Source organism: Flavobacterium dankookense, from assembly GCF_004362665.1.
GTDB lineage: Bacteria > Bacteroidota > Bacteroidia > Flavobacteriales > Flavobacteriaceae > Flavobacterium > Flavobacterium dankookense.
Window position 1 is genome coordinate 182,015 of the sequence record NZ_SNXR01000011.1, and the last position, 19,432, is coordinate 201,446.

18 protein-coding genes are annotated in these 19,432 nt (G+C 31.8%); 6 read left to right on the plus strand and 12 right to left on the minus strand.

The genetic code is table 11. From position 1 onward, the window contains the following. The first annotated feature begins 110 nt into the window (after positions 1-110). The gene (yaaA, locus tag BC748_RS01960; RefSeq protein ID WP_133531781.1) at positions 111-869 is read left to right on the plus strand and encodes a peroxide stress protein YaaA; all 759 of its coding nucleotides are present in this window, start codon (positions 111-113) and stop codon (positions 867-869) included. A gap of 4 nt (positions 870-873) precedes the next feature. Here the strand turns inward: yaaA and BC748_RS01965 are convergent, their stop codons facing one another. From BC748_RS01965 to BC748_RS01985, 5 genes are all read right to left on the minus strand, one after another. Continuing rightward, positions 874-1,221: a hypothetical protein gene (locus tag BC748_RS01965; RefSeq protein WP_133531782.1), complete on the minus strand. Its 348-nt coding sequence runs from the start codon at positions 1,219-1,221 to the stop codon at positions 874-876. Positions 1,222-1,538: 317 nt separating this feature from the next. Beyond that, positions 1,539-2,108 carry an anthranilate synthase component II gene (locus tag BC748_RS01970; protein WP_133531783.1) on the minus strand — a complete coding sequence of 190 codons (570 nt, stop codon included), beginning with the start codon at positions 2,106-2,108 and terminating at the stop codon, positions 1,539-1,541. A 106-nt stretch (positions 2,109-2,214) separates the two neighbouring features. Beyond that, positions 2,215-2,781 carry a YceI family protein gene (locus tag BC748_RS01975; RefSeq protein WP_133531784.1) on the minus strand — a complete coding sequence of 189 codons (567 nt, stop codon included), beginning with the start codon at positions 2,779-2,781 and terminating at the stop codon, positions 2,215-2,217. Between the two features lie 20 nt (positions 2,782-2,801). Further along, entirely contained in the window at positions 2,802-3,434 is a 633-nt protein-coding gene (locus BC748_RS01980; protein ID WP_133531785.1) for an NAD(P)H-dependent oxidoreductase, read from the minus strand. An 11-nt stretch (positions 3,435-3,445) separates the two neighbouring features. Beyond that, a complete protein-coding gene (locus tag BC748_RS01985; RefSeq protein WP_133531786.1) occupies positions 3,446-3,904 on the minus strand; it encodes a MarR family winged helix-turn-helix transcriptional regulator in 459 nt (152 codons plus the stop codon). A gap of 159 nt (positions 3,905-4,063) precedes the next feature. Here BC748_RS01985 and BC748_RS01990 point away from each other — a divergent pair, with 159 nt between their 5' ends. The 3 genes from BC748_RS01990 to BC748_RS02000 are packed head-to-tail and all read left to right on the plus strand — an operon-like array spanning position 4,064 to position 6,347. Continuing rightward, the gene (locus BC748_RS01990; protein WP_133531787.1) at positions 4,064-4,384 is read left to right on the plus strand and encodes a rhodanese-like domain-containing protein; all 321 of its coding nucleotides are present in this window, start codon (positions 4,064-4,066) and stop codon (positions 4,382-4,384) included. Between the two features lie 6 nt (positions 4,385-4,390). Further along, entirely contained in the window at positions 4,391-5,695 is a 1,305-nt protein-coding gene (locus BC748_RS01995) for an NAD(P)/FAD-dependent oxidoreductase (protein WP_133531788.1), read from the plus strand. After that, complete coding sequence (locus BC748_RS02000; RefSeq protein ID WP_133531789.1) at positions 5,685-6,347, plus strand: M15 family metallopeptidase; 663 nt, start codon at positions 5,685-5,687, stop codon at positions 6,345-6,347. Before BC748_RS01995 ends, BC748_RS02000 begins: the two co-directional genes overlap by 11 nt. Here the strand turns inward: BC748_RS02000 and BC748_RS02005 are convergent. Genes BC748_RS02005 through tsaD form a run of 7 tightly spaced genes read right to left on the minus strand, consistent with a single transcriptional unit; the run spans position 6,344 to position 13,692 of the window. Beyond that, the gene (locus BC748_RS02005) at positions 6,344-6,913 is read right to left on the minus strand and encodes a hypothetical protein (protein ID WP_133531790.1); all 570 of its coding nucleotides are present in this window, start codon (positions 6,911-6,913) and stop codon (positions 6,344-6,346) included. The genes BC748_RS02000 and BC748_RS02005 overlap by 4 nt on opposite strands. A 4-nt stretch (positions 6,914-6,917) precedes the next feature. Further along, the gene (locus tag BC748_RS02010) at positions 6,918-8,099 is read right to left on the minus strand and encodes a THUMP-like domain-containing protein (protein WP_133531791.1); all 1,182 of its coding nucleotides are present in this window, start codon (positions 8,097-8,099) and stop codon (positions 6,918-6,920) included. A gap of 1 nt (position 8,100) precedes the next feature. Next, positions 8,101-9,189, minus strand: a complete 1,089-nt coding sequence (locus BC748_RS02015) for an AI-2E family transporter (protein WP_133531792.1) — start codon at positions 9,187-9,189, stop codon at positions 8,101-8,103. A gap of 4 nt (positions 9,190-9,193) precedes the next feature. Then, a complete protein-coding gene (locus tag BC748_RS02020; protein WP_133531793.1) occupies positions 9,194-9,835 on the minus strand; it encodes a DUF4159 domain-containing protein in 642 nt (213 codons plus the stop codon). Between the two features lie 8 nt (positions 9,836-9,843). Then, the gene (locus BC748_RS02025) at positions 9,844-11,937 is read right to left on the minus strand and encodes a T9SS type A sorting domain-containing protein (RefSeq protein WP_133531794.1); all 2,094 of its coding nucleotides are present in this window, start codon (positions 11,935-11,937) and stop codon (positions 9,844-9,846) included. 24 nt (positions 11,938-11,961) lie between these two features. Then, positions 11,962-12,666 (minus strand): 16S rRNA (uracil(1498)-N(3))-methyltransferase, encoded by a 705-nt coding sequence (locus tag BC748_RS02030; protein WP_133531795.1) that lies wholly within the window; start codon positions 12,664-12,666, stop codon positions 11,962-11,964. A gap of 3 nt (positions 12,667-12,669) precedes the next feature. Further along, positions 12,670-13,692, minus strand: coding sequence for a tRNA (adenosine(37)-N6)-threonylcarbamoyltransferase complex transferase subunit TsaD (gene tsaD / locus BC748_RS02035; RefSeq protein WP_133531796.1), 1,023 nt, complete (start codon positions 13,690-13,692; stop codon positions 12,670-12,672). A 189-nt stretch (positions 13,693-13,881) separates the two neighbouring features. Here tsaD and BC748_RS02040 point away from each other — a divergent pair, with 189 nt between their 5' ends. Continuing rightward, entirely contained in the window at positions 13,882-18,312 is a 4,431-nt protein-coding gene (locus BC748_RS02040; RefSeq protein ID WP_246013987.1) for a translocation/assembly module TamB domain-containing protein, read from the plus strand. A gap of 129 nt (positions 18,313-18,441) precedes the next feature. After that, a complete protein-coding gene (pfkA, locus tag BC748_RS02045; protein WP_133531797.1) occupies positions 18,442-19,428 on the plus strand; it encodes a 6-phosphofructokinase in 987 nt (328 codons plus the stop codon). Positions 19,429-19,432: the final 4 nt, after the last annotated feature.

The following is a 19,432-nucleotide window of genomic DNA, read 5'->3' on the forward strand; positions in this document are numbered from 1 at the left end:
TGTTGTGAATATTGATTAAAAAGTACCAATAGTTACATCGAAACAATCTATTTTATCGTAAGTATTATAAAAATGGAATTTGTATTTTTGAATCACAATAAAAGAACGCTATGAAAATTGTTATATCTCCAGCCAAATCCTTGAATTTTGAGAAAGAATTGCCTACTCGTCGTTTCACAGAGCCAAAATTTCTAAAAGAAGCCACAGTCATTCAGACTACTTTGAAAAAGAAAAAGCCAAAGCAATTGATGGAACTAATGGCTATTTCAGATAAGTTGGCAGAACTCAATTGGCAGCGAAATCAAGACTGGCAAACGCCATTTACTACTGCAAATTCTCGTGCTGCTGTTTATGCTTTTGATGGCGATGTGTATCAAGGTTTGGATATTTACACCTTGCCTGAAGCAAAATTAGACGTTTTGCAGAGCAAACTAAGAATTCTTTCGGGTTTGTATGGATTATTACAACCATTGGATTTAATACAGCCCTATCGTCTTGAAATGGGAACTTCAATGACTATTGGTAAAAACAAAAACTTATATGAGTTTTGGAAAAAGACAATTACAAAAACTTTGAACGATGAATTGACTGAAAATGAATTGTTTGTTAATTTAGCTAGTAATGAATACTTCAGTGCGGTTGATTTTAAATCTTTGAAAGTTCCTGTTATAACTCCTGAATTTAAGGATTTTAAAGACGGTAAACTGAAGATGATAAGCTTCTTTGCTAAAAAGGCACGTGGCTTAATGGTTCGATATATTATTGATAATGATATCGAAACGATTGATGGATTAAAAGGATTTAATTACGAAGGATATTCTTTTGATGCCACTTTGAGTAGTGGAAACAAATTAGTTTTTACGCGATAAAAAATTAAACATAAAGGTATTCTTGATATTCTCTAATTGTTTCGCGTGTGGCCTTCTTTTGATCACGAGCTATTTCTCTCATGGCTTCCACACCTTTTTTTGCGCAACGTTTAATCTTATATAATTTGGATGAAAAGGATTGAAGCTGTTCTAATTCTTCTGGATTCAGCTTGTTTTCCATTGTCGAAACAAAGGTGTTGAATTCTTTTAGAATGACTTTGTTTGCTTCATACTCCGTTTTTAAATCTTCGAGTAGTTCGTTGATTTCATTGGTGATATCATTACCGATGTCTTCACTCTTCTTGCAAAGCTCAATTAGAACTTTTTTCTCGTGATTATTAAAAATTCCCATAGCTTGTGGTTTTGGTTGGTAAATTGTTATGAATCAATCAAATGTATTAATTTTTATTCAAACAGTTTGCATGTTGTTGATAAGTTATAAATTCCGTTCAAAAGTAACGCAACTTCAGGTGAAGTAAATGACCGAAATGTGATGTTTAGGTTAAATAAAGGGGAGATAGATAAAATCTATCGTGTTGTTTTATTTAAATGATTATCAATTTAATAAATGTCATAATTTAAATAATAAATTTAATAAACAATCAAAATTTTTATTTCAGTGAATGGTTTGCTGTTTTTGTTTGTACGCGAGTAGAAAAAATATTTTTTTTAGCTTTCAAGCCAGTTTTTGAGGATTTGTTTTCCGTGTTCTGTCATGATGCTTTCAGGATGAAATTGAACACCTCTAACGTCAAATTCTTTGTGCTTTATTGACATGATATTTCCTTCCTCGTCAACCGAAGTTATTATCAAATCATCAGAAATAGTATTAGGTTCTACAACCCAAGAATGGTAATGACCAATATTGAATTGATTTGGGATTTCGTCAAAAAGCAGTTCGCTTTTATCTAGTACAGTAACTTTAGATGAAACTCCGTGAAGTGTTGATTTTAAGTTTTTTAATTTTGAATTAAAAACTTCGGCAATCGCTTGATGACCTAAGCATATACCTAAAATGCTCTTGCTTGAAGCATAAGTGATAATTACTTCCTTTAGTAATCCAGCTTCATCAGGCATTCCTGGTCCAGGTGATAAGATTATTTTGTCGAAAGCATTAATTTCTGCTAATTCAAATTCATCGTTTCTAAAGACGGTAACTTCAGCATTCAAGTCTTCTAAATAGTGAACTAAATTGAAGGTAAAGCTATCATAGTTATCAATAATCACTACTTTTTTCATACGTTTAATTTGAATTGCTGTTGCAAATATTGGTTATTTATTTCAATTAAAAAACCCCGAAGATTAATTCGGGGTTTCCTTTTTCATAGCAAGATTTTGAATTGAATTAGAACTGTAAATTAACAGTCAATTCAAATTCGTCGTTAATCACATTGTCACCAAGGTTTTCAAAGAAATTCTTTGATTTGTATTTGATGTCATATTTTGTTCTGTCAACATTTAATTTAGCAATAGCTGTATTTCCTTTAACTGTTATAGGGAAAGTGATTGGCTTTGTAATTCCTTTGATTGTCAAATCAGCAGTTACATTATACGTTCCATCACCATTATCAGAGATTAATTTGAAGTCTAATTTTGCAGTTGGATGTTTGTCAACACCAAAGAAATCATCCGCTTTCAAATGTCCATCAAGATTTTTCTTGTAATCACCAGTTAAATCAGTTGTGTTGATGCTTGTCATATCAACTGTAAAAGTTCCACCTTTCAATTTGTTTTTAGTAAATACTAAAGTTCCTTCTTTGAAAGTAATTGTTCCACTGTGTTCTCCAGTTAATTTTTTTCCAACCCAGTTGATTTTACTTTTCTCAACATTGATTTTTTTGTTTTGTGCGGTAGCAACAGTCGTTCCGAAAGCTACTAATAATGCAAGAGCAATAGTTTTTAAATTTTTCATGATAATAATTGTTTATAGATTTATAAATTGATAAAAAGTTCTTCGTTCGATTTACGCACTTTTACGTAGTGTTGTGTAGCATCATCTTCATGACGATAGCCAATTGTTGCAAGCAAACTTGCGTTTAAACCTAGTTTTTCTAAACCTAAAATTTCGTTAACAGCAGCAGGATCAAATCCTTCCATTGGTGTTACATCAATCTTTAATTCCGCTGCGGCATTCAATAGATTCCCTAACGCTAAATAAGTTTGTTTTGCTGTCCAATTGTTTCTTTGTTCAACAGAAAGTGCTGTTATTTTTGATTTCATGAAATCACCATATCCTTGAATGCTTTCAACAGGAATTCCTCTTGTTTCAGACATATTTTTGATGTAAGCATCGATTTCAGTTTCGCCAAAATTAGTAACATTAGCAAACACTATCAACTGAGAAGCATCTACAATTTGTGATTGTCCCCAAGCAACAGGTTGTATTTTTGCTCTTATTTCAGGATTTTCAATAATAAATACTTTATATGGTTGTAAACCATACGATGAAGCAGTTAGTCTAATAGCTTCTTTTAAAGTTTCTAAATCTTCATTCGATAATTTCTTTGTTGTATCGAATTTTTTTGTTGCATAACGCCAGTTTGCGTCGTTAATAAAATTACTCATAGCAGTTTTGATTATTTAATTGTTCTGTATTTTTCTAATAAAATATTTAATTCGGATAATTCTGTTTTGGTTAAGTTATTTGCAAAAAATCGTTCGTGCTCAATCACTTTTGGATCAAGTTCTGTTAATAATTGCAAGCCTTTTGTTGTAATTTGAACTTCGATTTTTCTTCTGTTGTCTGGACAAACTTCTCTCGTTACCAAATCTTTAAGAAGTAATTTGTCAATCAATCGAGTAGTGTTACTGTTTTTGGCAATCATTCGCTCTTGGATAACACACATGTTAGCAGGATTTCCTTTTTGTCCTCTAAGAATACGCAACACATTGTATTGTTCACTTGACAAATCATAAGGTTTAAGTAATTCACCAAATTTTTCACCTAGAACATTTTGTGTAAACATAATATTGAGGATAACTTTTTTGCTATCATCAATACTAACGGTTGATTTTATTACGTCTTCGATTTTCATATTTGTATTATCGATATTTGTAGGTACAAATGTAAATAGTTTTTCATTTGTATATACAACTGTTGTGTTATTTTTTTGTTAAAGTTTAAAAAGGGGAAAATGAATAGGGTTGTATTAAATACCTAAAAAGAGTATATTTGTTAGGCAAAATTAGTAACGATGAATTTATCACAACAAGACTGGATTTCACAATTAGAAGCCGATACAAACGCTGTTATACTTGACGTAAGAACGGAAGACGAATGCAATGAGGGAATAATTCCGAATGCCATTATGATTGATATTTATAAAGGACAAGGATTTATTTATCAAGTGGAAGAATTAGAAAAAAACAAAAACTATTATGTGTATTGCAAAGCTGGTGGAAGAAGTGCACAAGCTTGTGCTATAATGAATCAATTAGGTTTTGAGAATACATTTAACCTCGAAGGCGGTTTTATGCAATGGAAAGGCGAAGTTGCTTTTCCAGAAGAAAAATAAAAAATCATGAACATTCCCGTTTCAAAAAATCCTAGAATTGTCATTATTGGTGGCGGTTTTGCAGGTATTGCTTTGGCAAAAAAACTAAAAAATACCAATTATCAAGTTGTGATGTTGGATAAACATAACTATCATACATTTCAACCATTGTTGTATCAAGTAGCAACTGGCGGATTAGAAGCGGGTTCGATTGCTTATCCTATTCGAAAAGTCATTCAACAATATAAGGATTTCTATTTTCGATTGACTTCGGTAAAAGAAATAGATACTGTTAATCAAAAGATTATCTCCGAAATTGGCGATTTGCATTATGATTATTTAGTAATTGCTACAGGTTCTAAAACCAATTATTTTGGTAATAAAGAAATTGAACGCAATGCTATGTCAATGAAAACAATTCCACAATCATTGAATATCCGAAGTTTTATTCTCGAGAATTTTGAACAAGCCGTTTTAACTAAAGATGAAGCCGATAGAAATGCTTTGATGAATTTTGTTCTTGTTGGCGCCGGACCAACTGGTGTTGAGTTGGCCGGAGCTTTGGCAGAAATGAAAAAAGAAATTCTACAAAAAGATTATCCCGATTTGGATATTTCCAAAATGCAAATTAATTTAATCCAAAGCGGTGATCGAGTTTTGAATACCATGAGTGAAAAATCATCCGTTGCAGCCGAGAAATTTCTGGATAATCTGGGTGTGAAAGTATGGAAAAACGTTCGTGTAACTAATTATGATGGAAGAATTATTTCAACCAATTCTGATTTAAGTTTTGATTCAGCTACCGTTATTTGGACTGCTGGTGTTCAAGGTGCTACGGTTCACGGATTAGACGCAAAATCGTTGGTCGAAAGGGTAGAGCGCATTCGAGTAAATCAATTCAATTTGGTAAATGGTTATGACAATATCTTTGCCGTTGGCGATATTGCCTCAATGGAAACCCAAAAGTTTCCGCAAGGTCATCCAATGATGGCACAACCAGCAATACAACAAGGCGATTTGTTAGGAGATAATTTTATCAAACTTTCTCAAAATAAACTAATGAAACCTTTTGAATATAACGACAAAGGTTCAATGGCAACTATTGGCAGAAACAAAGCTGTTGTTGATTTGCCTAAATACCATTTCAGCGGATTTTTTGCTTGGGTTGTTTGGATGTTTGTGCATTTATTTTCGCTAATTGGTTTTAAAAATAAAGCCGTTGTTTTCATGAACTGGATGTACAATTACATTCGTTTTGACCGCGAAGGTCGATTAATTGTTAGACCATTTAAAAAGAGAAGTTTTACGACTTTTACGAGTGATGAAATTTAATAAGATAGTTTTGGTTTTGTGTTTTGCAGGAATATTACTTTCCTGCAAATCCTATCTTGATTCCACCAAATCAACGACACTTTTAGATATTACTGCTGAAACGGATGAAGATAAATTCGTCAACTTAAAGAATTATAGCAACGATTTCATTTACGACATGAAATATGCTACAGCCGATAATTTCCTTAAAGAAAAAGTATATCCTTGTGACGAATGTTTTCTACGCGTAAAAACGGTTAAATCATTACTTGCTGCTAATAAAAATTTCATCGAAAAAGGATTTAAAATCAAATTGTACGACTGTTATCGACCGCGAGCTATTCAAAGAAAAATGTGGAAAATCGTTCCTGATGCTAATTATGTTGCCAATCCACGACGAGGTTCCATTCATAACAAAGGCGGAGCAGTTGATATTACGCTAATTGACTCGCTTGGAATAGAACTTGATATGGGAACAAAGTTTGATTTTTTTGGAGAAGAAGCATCACATAATTATCTGAATTTAAACGATACAATTATCCAAAACCGAAAGTTTTTAAAAGAAATTATGCTTCAAAATAATTTTTCTTCCTTCGACTCCGAATGGTGGCATTATAATTTGAATGGAAGTAAAGCTGATAAAGTGGAAAATCTTAAATGGAAATGCAATTAGTTTTCAAAACATTTTAAATCCTCTATAAAATACTTTTCAGGTTCATAGGTTTTGTTATCCATTTCGGATACTAACGAAGTTTTAAACGGAAAATCAATTGTTTCTCCAGCAAATTGAATTCGCATAAAGGTAACTCTGCTTGTTTTTAAATCTTCAAAATTTTCTTTTGAAAATAAAAATGAAGCTGATGTTATTCTGTTGTTTGCACCATCATCACTTCTAATTAATGTACCGCAAGTTTCGTTGCTTGAAAGTAGTAATGTCACTATTTTTCCATTGGCTAGTTGCAAGTAAATTTTAGATTTTGGGTCCAAACAATTGGCTTTAATAAAGTCATTACTTCGCTGTAAAATTTCTGTATCTAGCGATAAAACTCCATTATTTGTTGATAATGAAAAGAAAATTCGGGTTGAATTTCCTGCAAAGTTTCTTTCGAAAACTAATTTTTGTTTTAAGGATTTATACGTTCCTAAACTATCGGTAAAAGAACTTTCTATCTCGCATGGTTTTTGAGCAAAAGTGTTAATCGAAGTAAGTATAAAAAGTGCTAAAAAAATCTTTTTCATGGTTTTATTTTAATTTCGCGCAAAGTAATACAATTTTCGAATTTGTCATATCGGTTGTAAAAAAAGAATACACATTTCCGCCATCTTTTATTTTCCATTTTTTTCGAATATTTTCTACTGTTTCTGGAAAATTTCTTGTGGTAATATTGGCTTTTTGATTTTCTAAAAACGATTTCATGTTGGCTTTGTTGTACTCCAATATGTTTTGGATTTCAAAAATCCTGCCAGGAAAATCGAGTAATTTATTCGAAGTATAAAGATGTGAATGTTGATGCAGTTTTTCTAATTCAAATTCTGTAGCAATTGCATCAAATCCGCCCGATTTCATGATGGCAGCATTGGGTTCGAAAAGATATTTTTTTGGAGCAGCATAATTAGGTTTTTTAGCTTCTGAATTTATTTGAAATTGAAAAGCTTCATTTTTGTCTTTTAGTAAGTTAACAGTTTTTATTTCAATGGTTGATTCGTGTTTTTTTTTCAAAATAAAAAGTAATTCTTTCACTTCGTTTTCTAAAGCAACAACATGAATTTCTACTATTTTTTTCAGTTCAGAAATTCCGGCAGAAATATCCAAAATGGGTGCGGTTTTTATAATAATATTATCCGAAAAACTGAAGTAGAAGTCAAGCAATTCAGGAACATTAGGCAAACAATCTTTTAGCATAAAAACTTTGCCTTTGGAATCATTTCTCCGTGATGGATCAATATATATCCAATCGAATTTTTGATTTAATTTCTGTAAAACTTCTGAACTATCATCGGCAAAACAGTCTATATTTTTAACATTTAATTGTTCGAAATTATGATTTACAATTTTAGATAATTCGGAGTTGATTTCACAATGAACAACGTTTGCAACGGTTTTAGAAAAATAGAAATCATCTACGCCAAAACCTCCAGTTAAATCGATTAAATTATTTCCCGAAATTAATGAAGCTTTGTACTGAGCTGTTTTTTCGGAAGAAGTCTGCTCGACAGAAATTTTACTTGGATAATAAATGTTTTGGGTTTTAAACCAAGTTGGGAGTTTACTTTTCGCTTTTTGTTTGGCTGCTAATTGTTGCAAAACAAGATTCCATTCCACTTCAGGAAAAGGATTTTTTTGTAATGCTAATTTTGTAACATCAGCATTTATTTTATCATCAATATAGTGTTGAATTTCCTTTGATAATATGGATTGAACCATACTAGATGTTTTTGGTTAACAATTTTATTATAGTGTTTTCAGGAAAAAATTCTTTGCCAAAAACTTTCAGAATTGTATAAACAGGAATTGCCACAATCATTCCCATAATTCCAAATAAAAATCCTGCAATCAAAACTACTAAGAATATTTCTAGTGGATGCGAGCTGACACTTTTTGAGAAAATAATTGGTGAGGAAACATTGTTATCAATCATTTGAACTATCCAAAAACCAATCATTACGTAGATTGTCATGGGTAACATTTGAGTTTGAAAATCGCCGCCTAAGTTGCTCAACATTGTCAAAAGTGCCGCAACAAATGATGCGATTAGCGGTCCGATGTAGGGCACAATATTCAGAATTGCACACAAAAAGGCAATTACAATGGCGTTTTGAACTCCAAAAATTAATAAAACGATTAAGTATAAGATGAAAACAATAAAAAGTTGAATTAGTAAACCGATGAAATACCTCGATAATAAATGGTTGATTTTGTGCAACGAATTAAGTATTTTCTCTTCTTGCGAGTCGGGAATTAATTGTTTGGCTCCGATGATGAAATTTAATCGATCTTTCAAAAAGAAGAAAGTAATAAATAAAACCGAAGCTAATCCAATTCCGAAACTACTTAAAGCATTAATAACATTGTTGAATAAATCAGGAATAAAGCCAAAATCTAATTTTGAACCTAAGTTGGCTTCTTTAAAAACTCTCTTCGAGTCAATGTTGTGATTATCTAAATAGACAGCAATTTTATCAATTAATTGAACAATGTTTTTTTCAATTTCGGCAGTATTTAGAAGAGATAAACTTTCACCTTGAGTAATAATTAGTGGTACAAAAAGTAAAACCAATCCAATAATAATTAAGAGATAAACACTTAAAGTAGCAACTGTTGCAAAGGTGTGATTGAACTTGAGTTTTCTTTTAAAAAAATCCAAAATAGGATTTCCAATCAGGGTTAAAATAAATGCTACAACCAAATAAATTAATACGGATTGAATTAAATGAAGTACATACAATCCTAGTGCTGTCAATAAAATAATTCCAACGGCTTTAACTATTCCTAATGCAATTGTTTTTGAAGTCATAGGCTTAATTGTTAAAAATATAATTCAAAATATTAGCACCCATTTTTAGTGCTTTTTCTCTAACTTCTTTAGGGTTGTTGTGTACTTCGGCATCTTCCCAACCATCACCTAAATCAGTTTCATAAGTATAAAGCAATACCAATCGGTTTCCTTCAAAGATACCAAAAGCTTGTGGACGTTTATTGTCGTGTTGATGAATTTTAGGAATTCCACCAGAAAAAACATTTGGTTTTTGAAAAATTGCATGATTTGCTGGAATTTCAACTAATTGAGTATTAGGAAAAACACGCTTGATTTCTCTACGAATGTATTCATCCATTCCATAATTATCATCGATATGGAGAAATCCGCCAGAAAGCAGATAGTTTCTCAAGTTTATGATTTCAGAATCGCTAAAGACTACATTTCCATGACCAGTCATGTGTACGAACGGATAACCAAAAATATCGGGACTTCCAGGTTCTACAGTTGCTGGTTTGGTTCTAATTTTTGTATTGATAGTTTGATTGGAATATTTAATCAAATTAGGTAACGAAGTTGGATTAGCATACCAATCGCCACCACCATTGTACTTTAATAGTGCAATTTCTTGGGAAAAACAAAAAGAGGCAAACAATAAAAATATAGATAAGGTTTTTAAGTTCATTGATACGATTATTTTTTTACTAATTTGAATGATTTACTTCTGTTTTCGGATGAAATTTTAAAAAAGTAAACACCAGAACTAAGCGTATTCAAATTGATTGTATTTTGTCCGTTTTCAAGTTTATAGCTATTCATTTTTTGACCTAAAATTGTAAAAATATCCAAAGTTCCTGTTGTGTTTTTGTAATTGAATGTAACAAAATCGTTAAAAGGATTTGGTGAAATTGAGATGTCGCTAAATTCAAAATTATCAGTATTCAAACTTGAAGTTACTAAAACAGCCAATCTATCTGATGCAGCCATCCTACTTTCACAACTATTAACAGTTTGACTAGCATAATAAATTGTATTGTCTTGAACTAGAGTTGTTCCTGGCAATAGATTTCCGCCTTCTGGAGCATCATACCAGTTAATATTTTCGCCAATTACAATTAAATCATTAAGCGTTTGACCTTCAATAAAATATTGAGTACTTTCTCCAGTTGGTGGTAAAACATCTTCTAATATGGTAAGGTTAAATGATTTTGTATTTGTACAACCAAATAAACCATCAAAAATACCCATGTAGATTATTTGATTTTCTGAAAACGAATAGTTAACAGGATTTGAAATTGGATTTGCAAAATTAGTTGCATCTTCTAGCGTTGTGAAATAATATATTTCAAAATCATATGGTTCTAGATTTCCTAAAACAACAGAATTATTCTGTGTTAAATCAACTGTATAAATATTTTCAGAGTTGTTACAAACCGTTAAATCAACAGGTTCTTGAAAATCAGTATCTCTAACGAGCACGTTAATATTGTTACTGTTAACACTATAATTATTTCCGCATAAATCATAATTTGCAGTTGCGGTATAGGTTTTGTTTTCTGAAGGACAAACTGAAATGATAAAATCATTTGAAATAGGAATGCCATTTTCTAACCATTGAAATGAATAAGGAACATTTGGTCCATTTGGAGTAAAACGCCAAGCTTCATTTGTAGCAGTCCAATTTCCTGAATCTCTACCAGGTGCAACAGTATATGGTGGATTTTCACCACTTCCTTTTATACCAATAACACCTCTTCCAGCTTGCCAACCATAACAAGGAGTTCGGTTTTTCACATAAACTTCAACAATATTCGAAATCTCATAAAGTACAATTTGTGAGGATTGCTCACCATTATCATAACCACACTGAAACTGACCTAAATTGAAATTAACAATTAGTTTTCTACATGGATATGTTCCGATTACTTGATAATTCACACTTTTTATTAAACCTGAACCTGTTGGTGGAATTATAGCAGCATTTGTATCTTGAAAAACACCACAAATCATATTTCTAAATGGTGCATCACCAAAACCTATGCCACTGACCGGAAACTGTGAATTAGTAAAAGAAAGATTTTGAGCATATGTGTTCTGAGAATAAACGTTAGATGGATAATTTGTTCCAAAACTGATTACACCATTGTCGCCGATTTGTACAGTATTAAAATTATTTCCGTAAAAACAAAAGTCAAAAGGTAAAGGAAAAACAGGAGAATAGGTATCGTCAGTTGTTAATGGGAATTGATTGAACCAAGGATTATTAAATGACGCTTGCGGACAATAGGGTATCGAACTTACTTCATACGAAGTTGTTGATGGAACAGGTGATGGCGTAGCTAATAAAGCTATACATTCTCCAATATCACAAATAAGAGCGTTGTTGTTTTCAACGTCAATATTTATTGTTGTACATCCATTTGGAATTACAGTTATTGTTACAAACACATTTGTTATTGGAGTCGTAATCTGTGTTGCAAATTCTTTAATTTCAACAATTGAAAACGTTGTGGTTTCTTGTAAAATTGGAGTTGTAAATAAAACAGTTCCTGACTGTGGAATAAATGCAGTATTTACCAAAAAGTTACTATTAGTGATTGTAACAGTTGAGTTTGGTGTTCCAATTATGGTTAGTATAGCACTATTTCCCGGACAAATAGTAGCGTCTCCAGTCATTGTAACAATAGGATCTAAAGTATTTTTTAAATGTAAGTTTGATCCAGATTTTGCTAGAACTACATTCAACATTAAAATCAAAAAAGAAGATAAAAGTAGTTTTGTTTTCATATATGCTGTTTATCTAATGGTTGGTTATTCATTTCTAAAAACCACACTATGACAAGCTACAATAGCTGCGGTTTCTGTTCGTAATCTTGTGTTTCCCAAAGATACAGGAATAAATGAACTTTCAATAGCTTGTTGAATTTCTTTTACTGAAAAATCACCTTCTGGACCAATTAAAATGGTAACATCTTCACAAACTTCTAATTCGTTTTTTAATGATTTTTTATCGGTTTCTACACAATGAGCTATGAATTTTTGACCGTTGAATTCTTTTTTAATAAAATCTTTGTAAGCAATCGGTTCGTTTAATTTTGGCAGAAAATAATGCAATGATTGCTTCATTGCACTTTCCAAAATCTTCTGAAATCTATCGGTTTTAATAACTTTTCGTTCGGAATGTTCACAAATAATTGGCGTAATTTCTTGAATGCCAATCTCAGTAGCTTTTTCTAGAAACCATTCGTAGCGTTCGTTCATTTTGGTTGGCGCAACAGCTAGATGTAAATGGAATTTTGATTTTTCTTGTTTTTCAAACGAGTTAATTTTTACCGTACATTTATTATCCGAAGCAATCGTAATTTCAGTTGTAAATAAAAAACCCAAACCATTGGTTACAAATAAAATATCGGCTTCTTTTTTGCGCAATACTTTGATAATGTGTTTACTTTCTTCTTTGTCAAAAACAAATGAAGTTGCGGTTTCGGTTATATTTTGGTTGTAGAATAGTTGCATAATTTAAAACTCAATTCTCGCTTTGGAAACCGTTGATTGATCGACAAATTTATCGTGTAAAAACTTTTGATAACCTACAATTCCAATCATAGCGGCATTATCTGTTGTGTATTCAAATTTAGGAATAAAAGTTTTCCAACCATATTTTCCTTCTGCATTTTTTAGTGTTGTTCTAATTCCAGAATTAGCTGAAACTCCACCGCCAATGGCAATTTGTGTAATTCCAGTTTCGGCTACAGCTAATCTGAGTTTGTCCATCAAAATATCGATGATAATTTGCTGAACGGATGCACAAATATCAGCTTTGTTTTCTTCAATAAAATTTGGATTTTCGGCTACATTTTTTTGTATAAAATATAAAATTTGTGTTTTTAATCCCGAAAAACTAAAATCTAATCCTGCAATTTTGGGTTTGGTAAACGAGTATTTTTTTGGATTTCCTTCCTTGGCAAATTGGTCAATTAATGGTCCGCCAGGATAGGGCAAACCAAGTATTTTTGCGGTTTTGTCAAAAGCCTCACCAACAGCATCATCCGTGGTTTCTCCGATAATTTCCATATTGAAAAAATCATTTACTTTCACAATTTGAGTATGTCCACCAGAAATGGTCAAGGCTAAAAATGGAAACGTCGGTTTGTCAAATCCTTCTTCATCAATGAAATGCGCCAAAATGTGAGCATGCATGTGATTTACAGCAATCAAAGGAATGTTCAACGCCATCGATAATGATTTGGCAAAAGACGAACCAACCAAAAGTGAACCCATTAATCCTGGACCTTGAGTAAAAGCAATAGCCGAAAGTTGGTCTTTAGTAATATTTGCTTTTTTCAGCGCTACATCAATCACTGGAACGATATTTTGCTGATGCGCACGCGAAGCTAATTCAGGAACAACTCCGCCATATTCTTCGTGTATGCTTTGTCGAGCCACAACATTGGATAAAACTTTGTCATTTTGTAAAACTGCTGCTGCTGTATCGTCGCAAGAACTTTCGATAGCCAGAATAAAAACTTCATTTTGTTGCATAAAAGGCACGGATTTTGATTTATATTTGACAATCCTACGGAAAAATCAAAAATAGTATTTTCTGCAAAGGTAATTTTCTTTCCTAAGCCACTAAACTATTTGGAAAAAAATAAAACAAATAACGGTTTTAAAAAATTCAAAAAGATTTTTCTCCGCACAATTGTTGTGCTGCTTTTGCTATTGCTACTATTGAGCATTGCACTTTCTACGCCTTATGTGCAAACAAAAATCGCACGTTATGCAACTGATGAAATCAATAAATCTTATGGTACAGATATTAATATAGATGAAGTAGCCATTACTGTTTTTGGCGGTGTAAAACTGAAAAAAGTATTTATTCGAGATCATCACAAAGATACTTTGATTTATATTGACCGTGTAAAGACTAATATTCTTGGTATTAATAACATATTGAACAACAAACTGATTTTTGGCGATTTGGCAGCTGACGGTTTCTTTTTGAATATTAAAAATTACAAAAACGAAAAAGATACGAACTTAGATTTATTTGTTGCTGCTTTCGATGATGGAAAGCCAAGTTCAGGAAAGTTTCTTTTGAAAGCTGATAATCTTACATTGAGAAACAGCCGTTTTGCGATGACGGATTACAACAGAGAAAATCCAAAAGACGTTGATTTTACTAAATTAAATGCAAGGATAAAAAACTTTAAAATTCAAGGTCCAAATGTTTATGCAGCAATCAAAAAAATGTCTTTTCAAGATCACCGAGGTTTGTTAGTTAAGAATTTGACTTCTGATTTTACCTATACTAAGAAGAATATTAGATTAGAAAAATTAACGGTTGAAACTAAAGAGTCCTTTCTGAAAGGAAAGACAATTTTGAGTTATGATCGCAAGGATTTTAGCAATTTTAACAACAAAGTGATTTTTGATGTTGAAATTGATAGTTCTACTTTGGCTACTAATGACATTCGTTATTTTTATAGTGAATTAGGTAAAAACAGAATTTTTTCTTTAAAAACAAAAGTTAAAGGAACGCTGAATGACTTTTATGCATCAAATCTAAATTTAAGAGATGATAAAAATTCCATCATTCGAGGTGATGTTAATTTTAAAAATCTTTTTCCAAGAAGCCCAGGCGAATTTTATATGGATGGCGATTTCAAAAAAATCACTTCCAATTATGATGATTTGACTTCACTTTTACCAAATGTTTTAGGTAAAAAACTGCCAACTTCTTTAAAAAAATTGGGGCAATTTCAATTTACTGGAACAACAGAAATCACTCAAAAATACATAAATGCCGATTTTGTAATGAATACGGCTTTAGGATTAATCGAATCCGATTTGCAGATGGAAAGCATCGACAATATTGACAATGCAAAATATAAAGGAAATGTAATTCTAGATAATTTTGATGTTGGAGCCATTTTGAACCAAAAAGACCTTGGTCGAGTTACCATGAATATTGATGTTGATGGAAAAGGATTTACTCAAAAATTACTCAATACAACTTTTGTTGGCGATGTAAATAAAGTTACATACAATGGTTATACCTACCGAAATATTATTGTTGATGGCTATTTTAAACAGCCTATTTTTCAAGGAAAAGTCTTTGTAAACGATCCTAACTTGTATATGGATTTTGATGGTAATATTAATTTAAGCCGAAAAGAAAAAGTAGTCGATTTCCAAGCAAAAATTGATTTTGCCAATCTAAAAAAACTTCGAATTTTGAACGACTCGATTTCAGTTTTTAAAGGTGATATTGACATTCAGGTTGTTGGAAGTTCGTTGGACAATTTTAAAGGTGATGTTACGCTAACAAACGCTTCTTATCAAAACAAGAAAGATTTATATTTTGTAGATTATCTCAATATAAATTCCAGTTTTGATAGTAATAACGAACGAACAATAGTAGTCAATTCTCCCGATGCGGTTGAAGGTAAAATTGTGGGTAAATACCAATTCGCTCAGTTGCAAAAAATGGTCGAAAACTCGCTAGGAAGTCTATATTCAAATTACATTCCAAATAAAGTTATCAAAGGACAATATCTAAACTTTGATTTTGATATTCATAGTAAAGTAGTCGAAATTTTCTATCCTGAAGTTTCTCTTTCTGCGGACACTAAATTAAAAGGAAGTATGAGTTCAGATTCGGATGATTTTAAACTCGATTTTGTTTCGCCTCAAATTATAGCTTACGAAAATACATTTGATAATTTACTACTTCAAATAGACAATCGAAATCCTTTATATAAGTCTTACATTCAGTTGGATAGTATAAAAACCAAGTATTATAAAGTTAGAGATTTTAGCTTAATTAATACATTGGTGAATGATACTTTGTATTTCAGAACAGAATTCAAAGGTGGAAAACAAGGGAATGACTTTTATAACTTGAACGTTTATCACACTATAAATAAAGAGAATAAAAATGTTGTTGGATTTGATAAATCTGAAGTGCAATTTAAAGACTATCTCTGGTATATAAACGAAGAGGAAAATGAAGATAACCGAATTGTTTTTGATAAAAAACTTCAAAATTTCACTATAGAAGATTTAATGCTTTCTCATGAAAATGAAAAAATGAATTTAAGTGGAATTCTAAATGGAAAGCAAAATAAAGATTTGAAATTGAGTTTTGAAAACGTCAATTTAAATAAAGTTACACCTGATATTGAAAAATTCAATTTTGATGGAAATCTCAATGGAAATATTGATTTTAAACAAAATGGCGCAGTTTTTCAACCTACTTCTTCCTTGTCAATTGATAGTTTGTCGGTCAACGAAATTGCACTTGGAAAATTAAATCTTGATATAAAAGGCGACGACAGTTTAAAGAAATTTTATCTAAAATCATCAATAGAAAACGAAAATGTTGAAGCTTTTACTGCGGATGGTTCTCTAGAAATTGTTGATAATAACACTTTTTTAGATGTTGATTTGAGTTTCGATAAATTCAATCTCGGAGTACTTGGAAAAATTGGTGGAGAAGTTATTACAAATATTAGAGGATTAGCTTCTGGAAATGCCAGAATTGATGGCAATATTAACGATTTAGATTATAACGGAAGATTACAAGTAAACAAAGCAGGTCTAACAATTCCTTATCTCAATGTTGATTATCAATTTGACGATTACTCAGTGGTAGATGTTACTGCCGAAAAATTTATTATCAGAGATTCTAAAATTAGTGATACAAAATTTAATACTTCGGGTTCAATAAACGGTTTTATAAAGCACAAACAATTTGGAGATTGGCAATTAGATTTAGCAATTGAAACTAAACGATTACTGGCTTTAAATACCGTTGATCATGAAGATGCGGCTTATTTTGGAACTGCTTTTATGGACGGAACTGCAACAATCAAAGGTCCAACGGATGGTTTGTTGATAAAAGTAAATGCACAATCTGAAAAAGGAACAGATATAAAAATTCCAATTAACGACTCTGATGCTGCGGAAGAAAATGGGTTTATTACTTTCAAAAGCGATACAAAAGAAGAAGCAGCTAAAGCAATTAAAGAAAAAAATTATAATGGATTAGAACTCGATTTTAACTTTGAAATCAATGACAATGCTGATATTGAGGTTATACTTAATAGAGATTCTGGACATGGAATGAAAGGGAAAGGTTTTGGAACACTACTTTTTAGAATAAATACATTAGGACGATTTGAAATGTGGGGTGATTTCCTTGCACATTCTGGAACCTATAATTTCAAATATGGCGGTTTGATTGAAAAGCGATTTGATGTAAAACGTGGTGGTTCTATTGTTTGGACTGGTGATCCGATGGCAGCTGTTTTAAACTTGGAAGCAGTTTATAAAACTACTGCTAATCCAGCGGTGTTGATTGATAATCCGTCGTTTAATAAAAAAATAGATGTTGAAGTTGTTATCGGCATTAAAGGAAATTTAACCAATCCTGAACCCGATTTTAATATTAATTTCCCAAATGTAGCTTCTACATTAAAATCAGAAATCCAATACAAACTTGATGATAAAGATACAAGACAAACCCAAGCTTTGTATTTACTTTCAACAGGTGGTTTTTTAAGTCAAGAAGGTGTAAATCAAAATCAATTATCCAATAATTTATTCGAACGAGCAAGCAGTATTTTTAATGATTTATTTAAAGGTGATGAAGGAAAACTCCAAATAGGATTAGATTATGCAACCGCTGATAGAACACCTGGTTTAGAAACAGATGGACGATTTGGATTGACAGTTTCTTCTAAAATTAATGAAAGAATTACTATCAACGGAAAAGTTGGTGTGCCAGTTGGAAGTAACGTAAATCAATCAGCAGCTGTTGTTGGTGATGTTGAATTGCAGTATAGAGTTAACGAAGATGGAAGCTTGAATTTGAGAGTATTCAACAAAGAAAATGATATTACTTATATCGGTCAAGGAGTTGGGTATACACAAGGTCTGGGAATTTCTTATGAAGTTGATTTTGATACTTTCAGAGAACTAATAAGTAAAGTATTTAAAAACAAAAAATTAAATACTATAATTCCAAAAGCATCTGAGATAGACGATTCAAGTCTACCAGAAGGAATGAGTTTTGATCCACCTACTAAATCGGATAAAAAAGAACCAAAAAAGGAAAAAGAAAGTTCCAATAAAGAAGCTATTCCAACCGAAGATTAATCCGCTTTCTACATAAATAAAAAACTTATCAACGAAAACGTTTGAATTTTAGCCGGATTATTAAATTATTAATAATGTGGGTAAAATAATGGTGCTTCTTTGCTAATTTTACATTTTAAAGTCAAAAAAATGTCAAAAACGATAAAAAAAATAGGTGTGCTAACTTCGGGAGGAGATTCTCCAGGAATGAATGCCGCCATCCGTTCTGTTGTTAGAACATGTGCTTTTCATGGCGTTGAATGTCTCGGTATTTATAGAGGTTATCAAGGTATGATTGAAGGCGATTTTAAAGAAATGGGACCAAGAAGTGTGAACAATATTGTAAACAAAGGAGGAACCATTTTAAAGTCAGCTCGATCGAAAGAGTTCATGACAAAAGAAGGAAGAATTAAAGCGCATCAAAACCTTGTAAACGCAGGAGTTGATGCTCTTGTTGTAATTGGTGGTGATGGATCATTTACTGGTGCTGAAGTATTTAATGAAGAATTTGATTTTCCTGTAATGGGAATTCCCGGAACTATTGATAACGATATTTTTGGAACAAGTCATACTTTAGGATACGATACAGCATTGAATACAGTTGTTGATTGTATTGATAAAATCCGAGATACTGCTAGTTCGCACAACCGTCTTTTCTTCGTAGAAGTTATGGGAAGAGATGCAGGACACATTGCTTTGAATGCTGGAATTGGAGCAGGAGCTGAAGAAATTCTTATTCCAGAAGAAGATTTGGGATTAGATAGATTGTTAGAGTCGCTTCAAAAAAGTAAAGCTTCTGGAAAATCGTCAAGCATAGTTGTGGTAGCTGAAGGTGATAAAATGGGTAAAAATGTTTTTGAATTAAAAGATTATATCGAACAACACTTACCTGAATATGATATTCGTGTTTCGGTTCTTGGACATATGCAGCGTGGTGGTTCGCCATCATGTTTTGACAGAGTTTTAGCTTCTCGATTAGGAGTTAAAGCCGTTGAGTCATTGCTAGAAGGAAAATCAAATTATATGGTTGGAATTCTTCAAGATGTGGTAACACTTACTCCATTAGAACAAGCAATTAAAGGTCATTATCCAATCGATTTAGAATTGCTAAGAGTTTCAGACATCATGTCGACGTAACTCA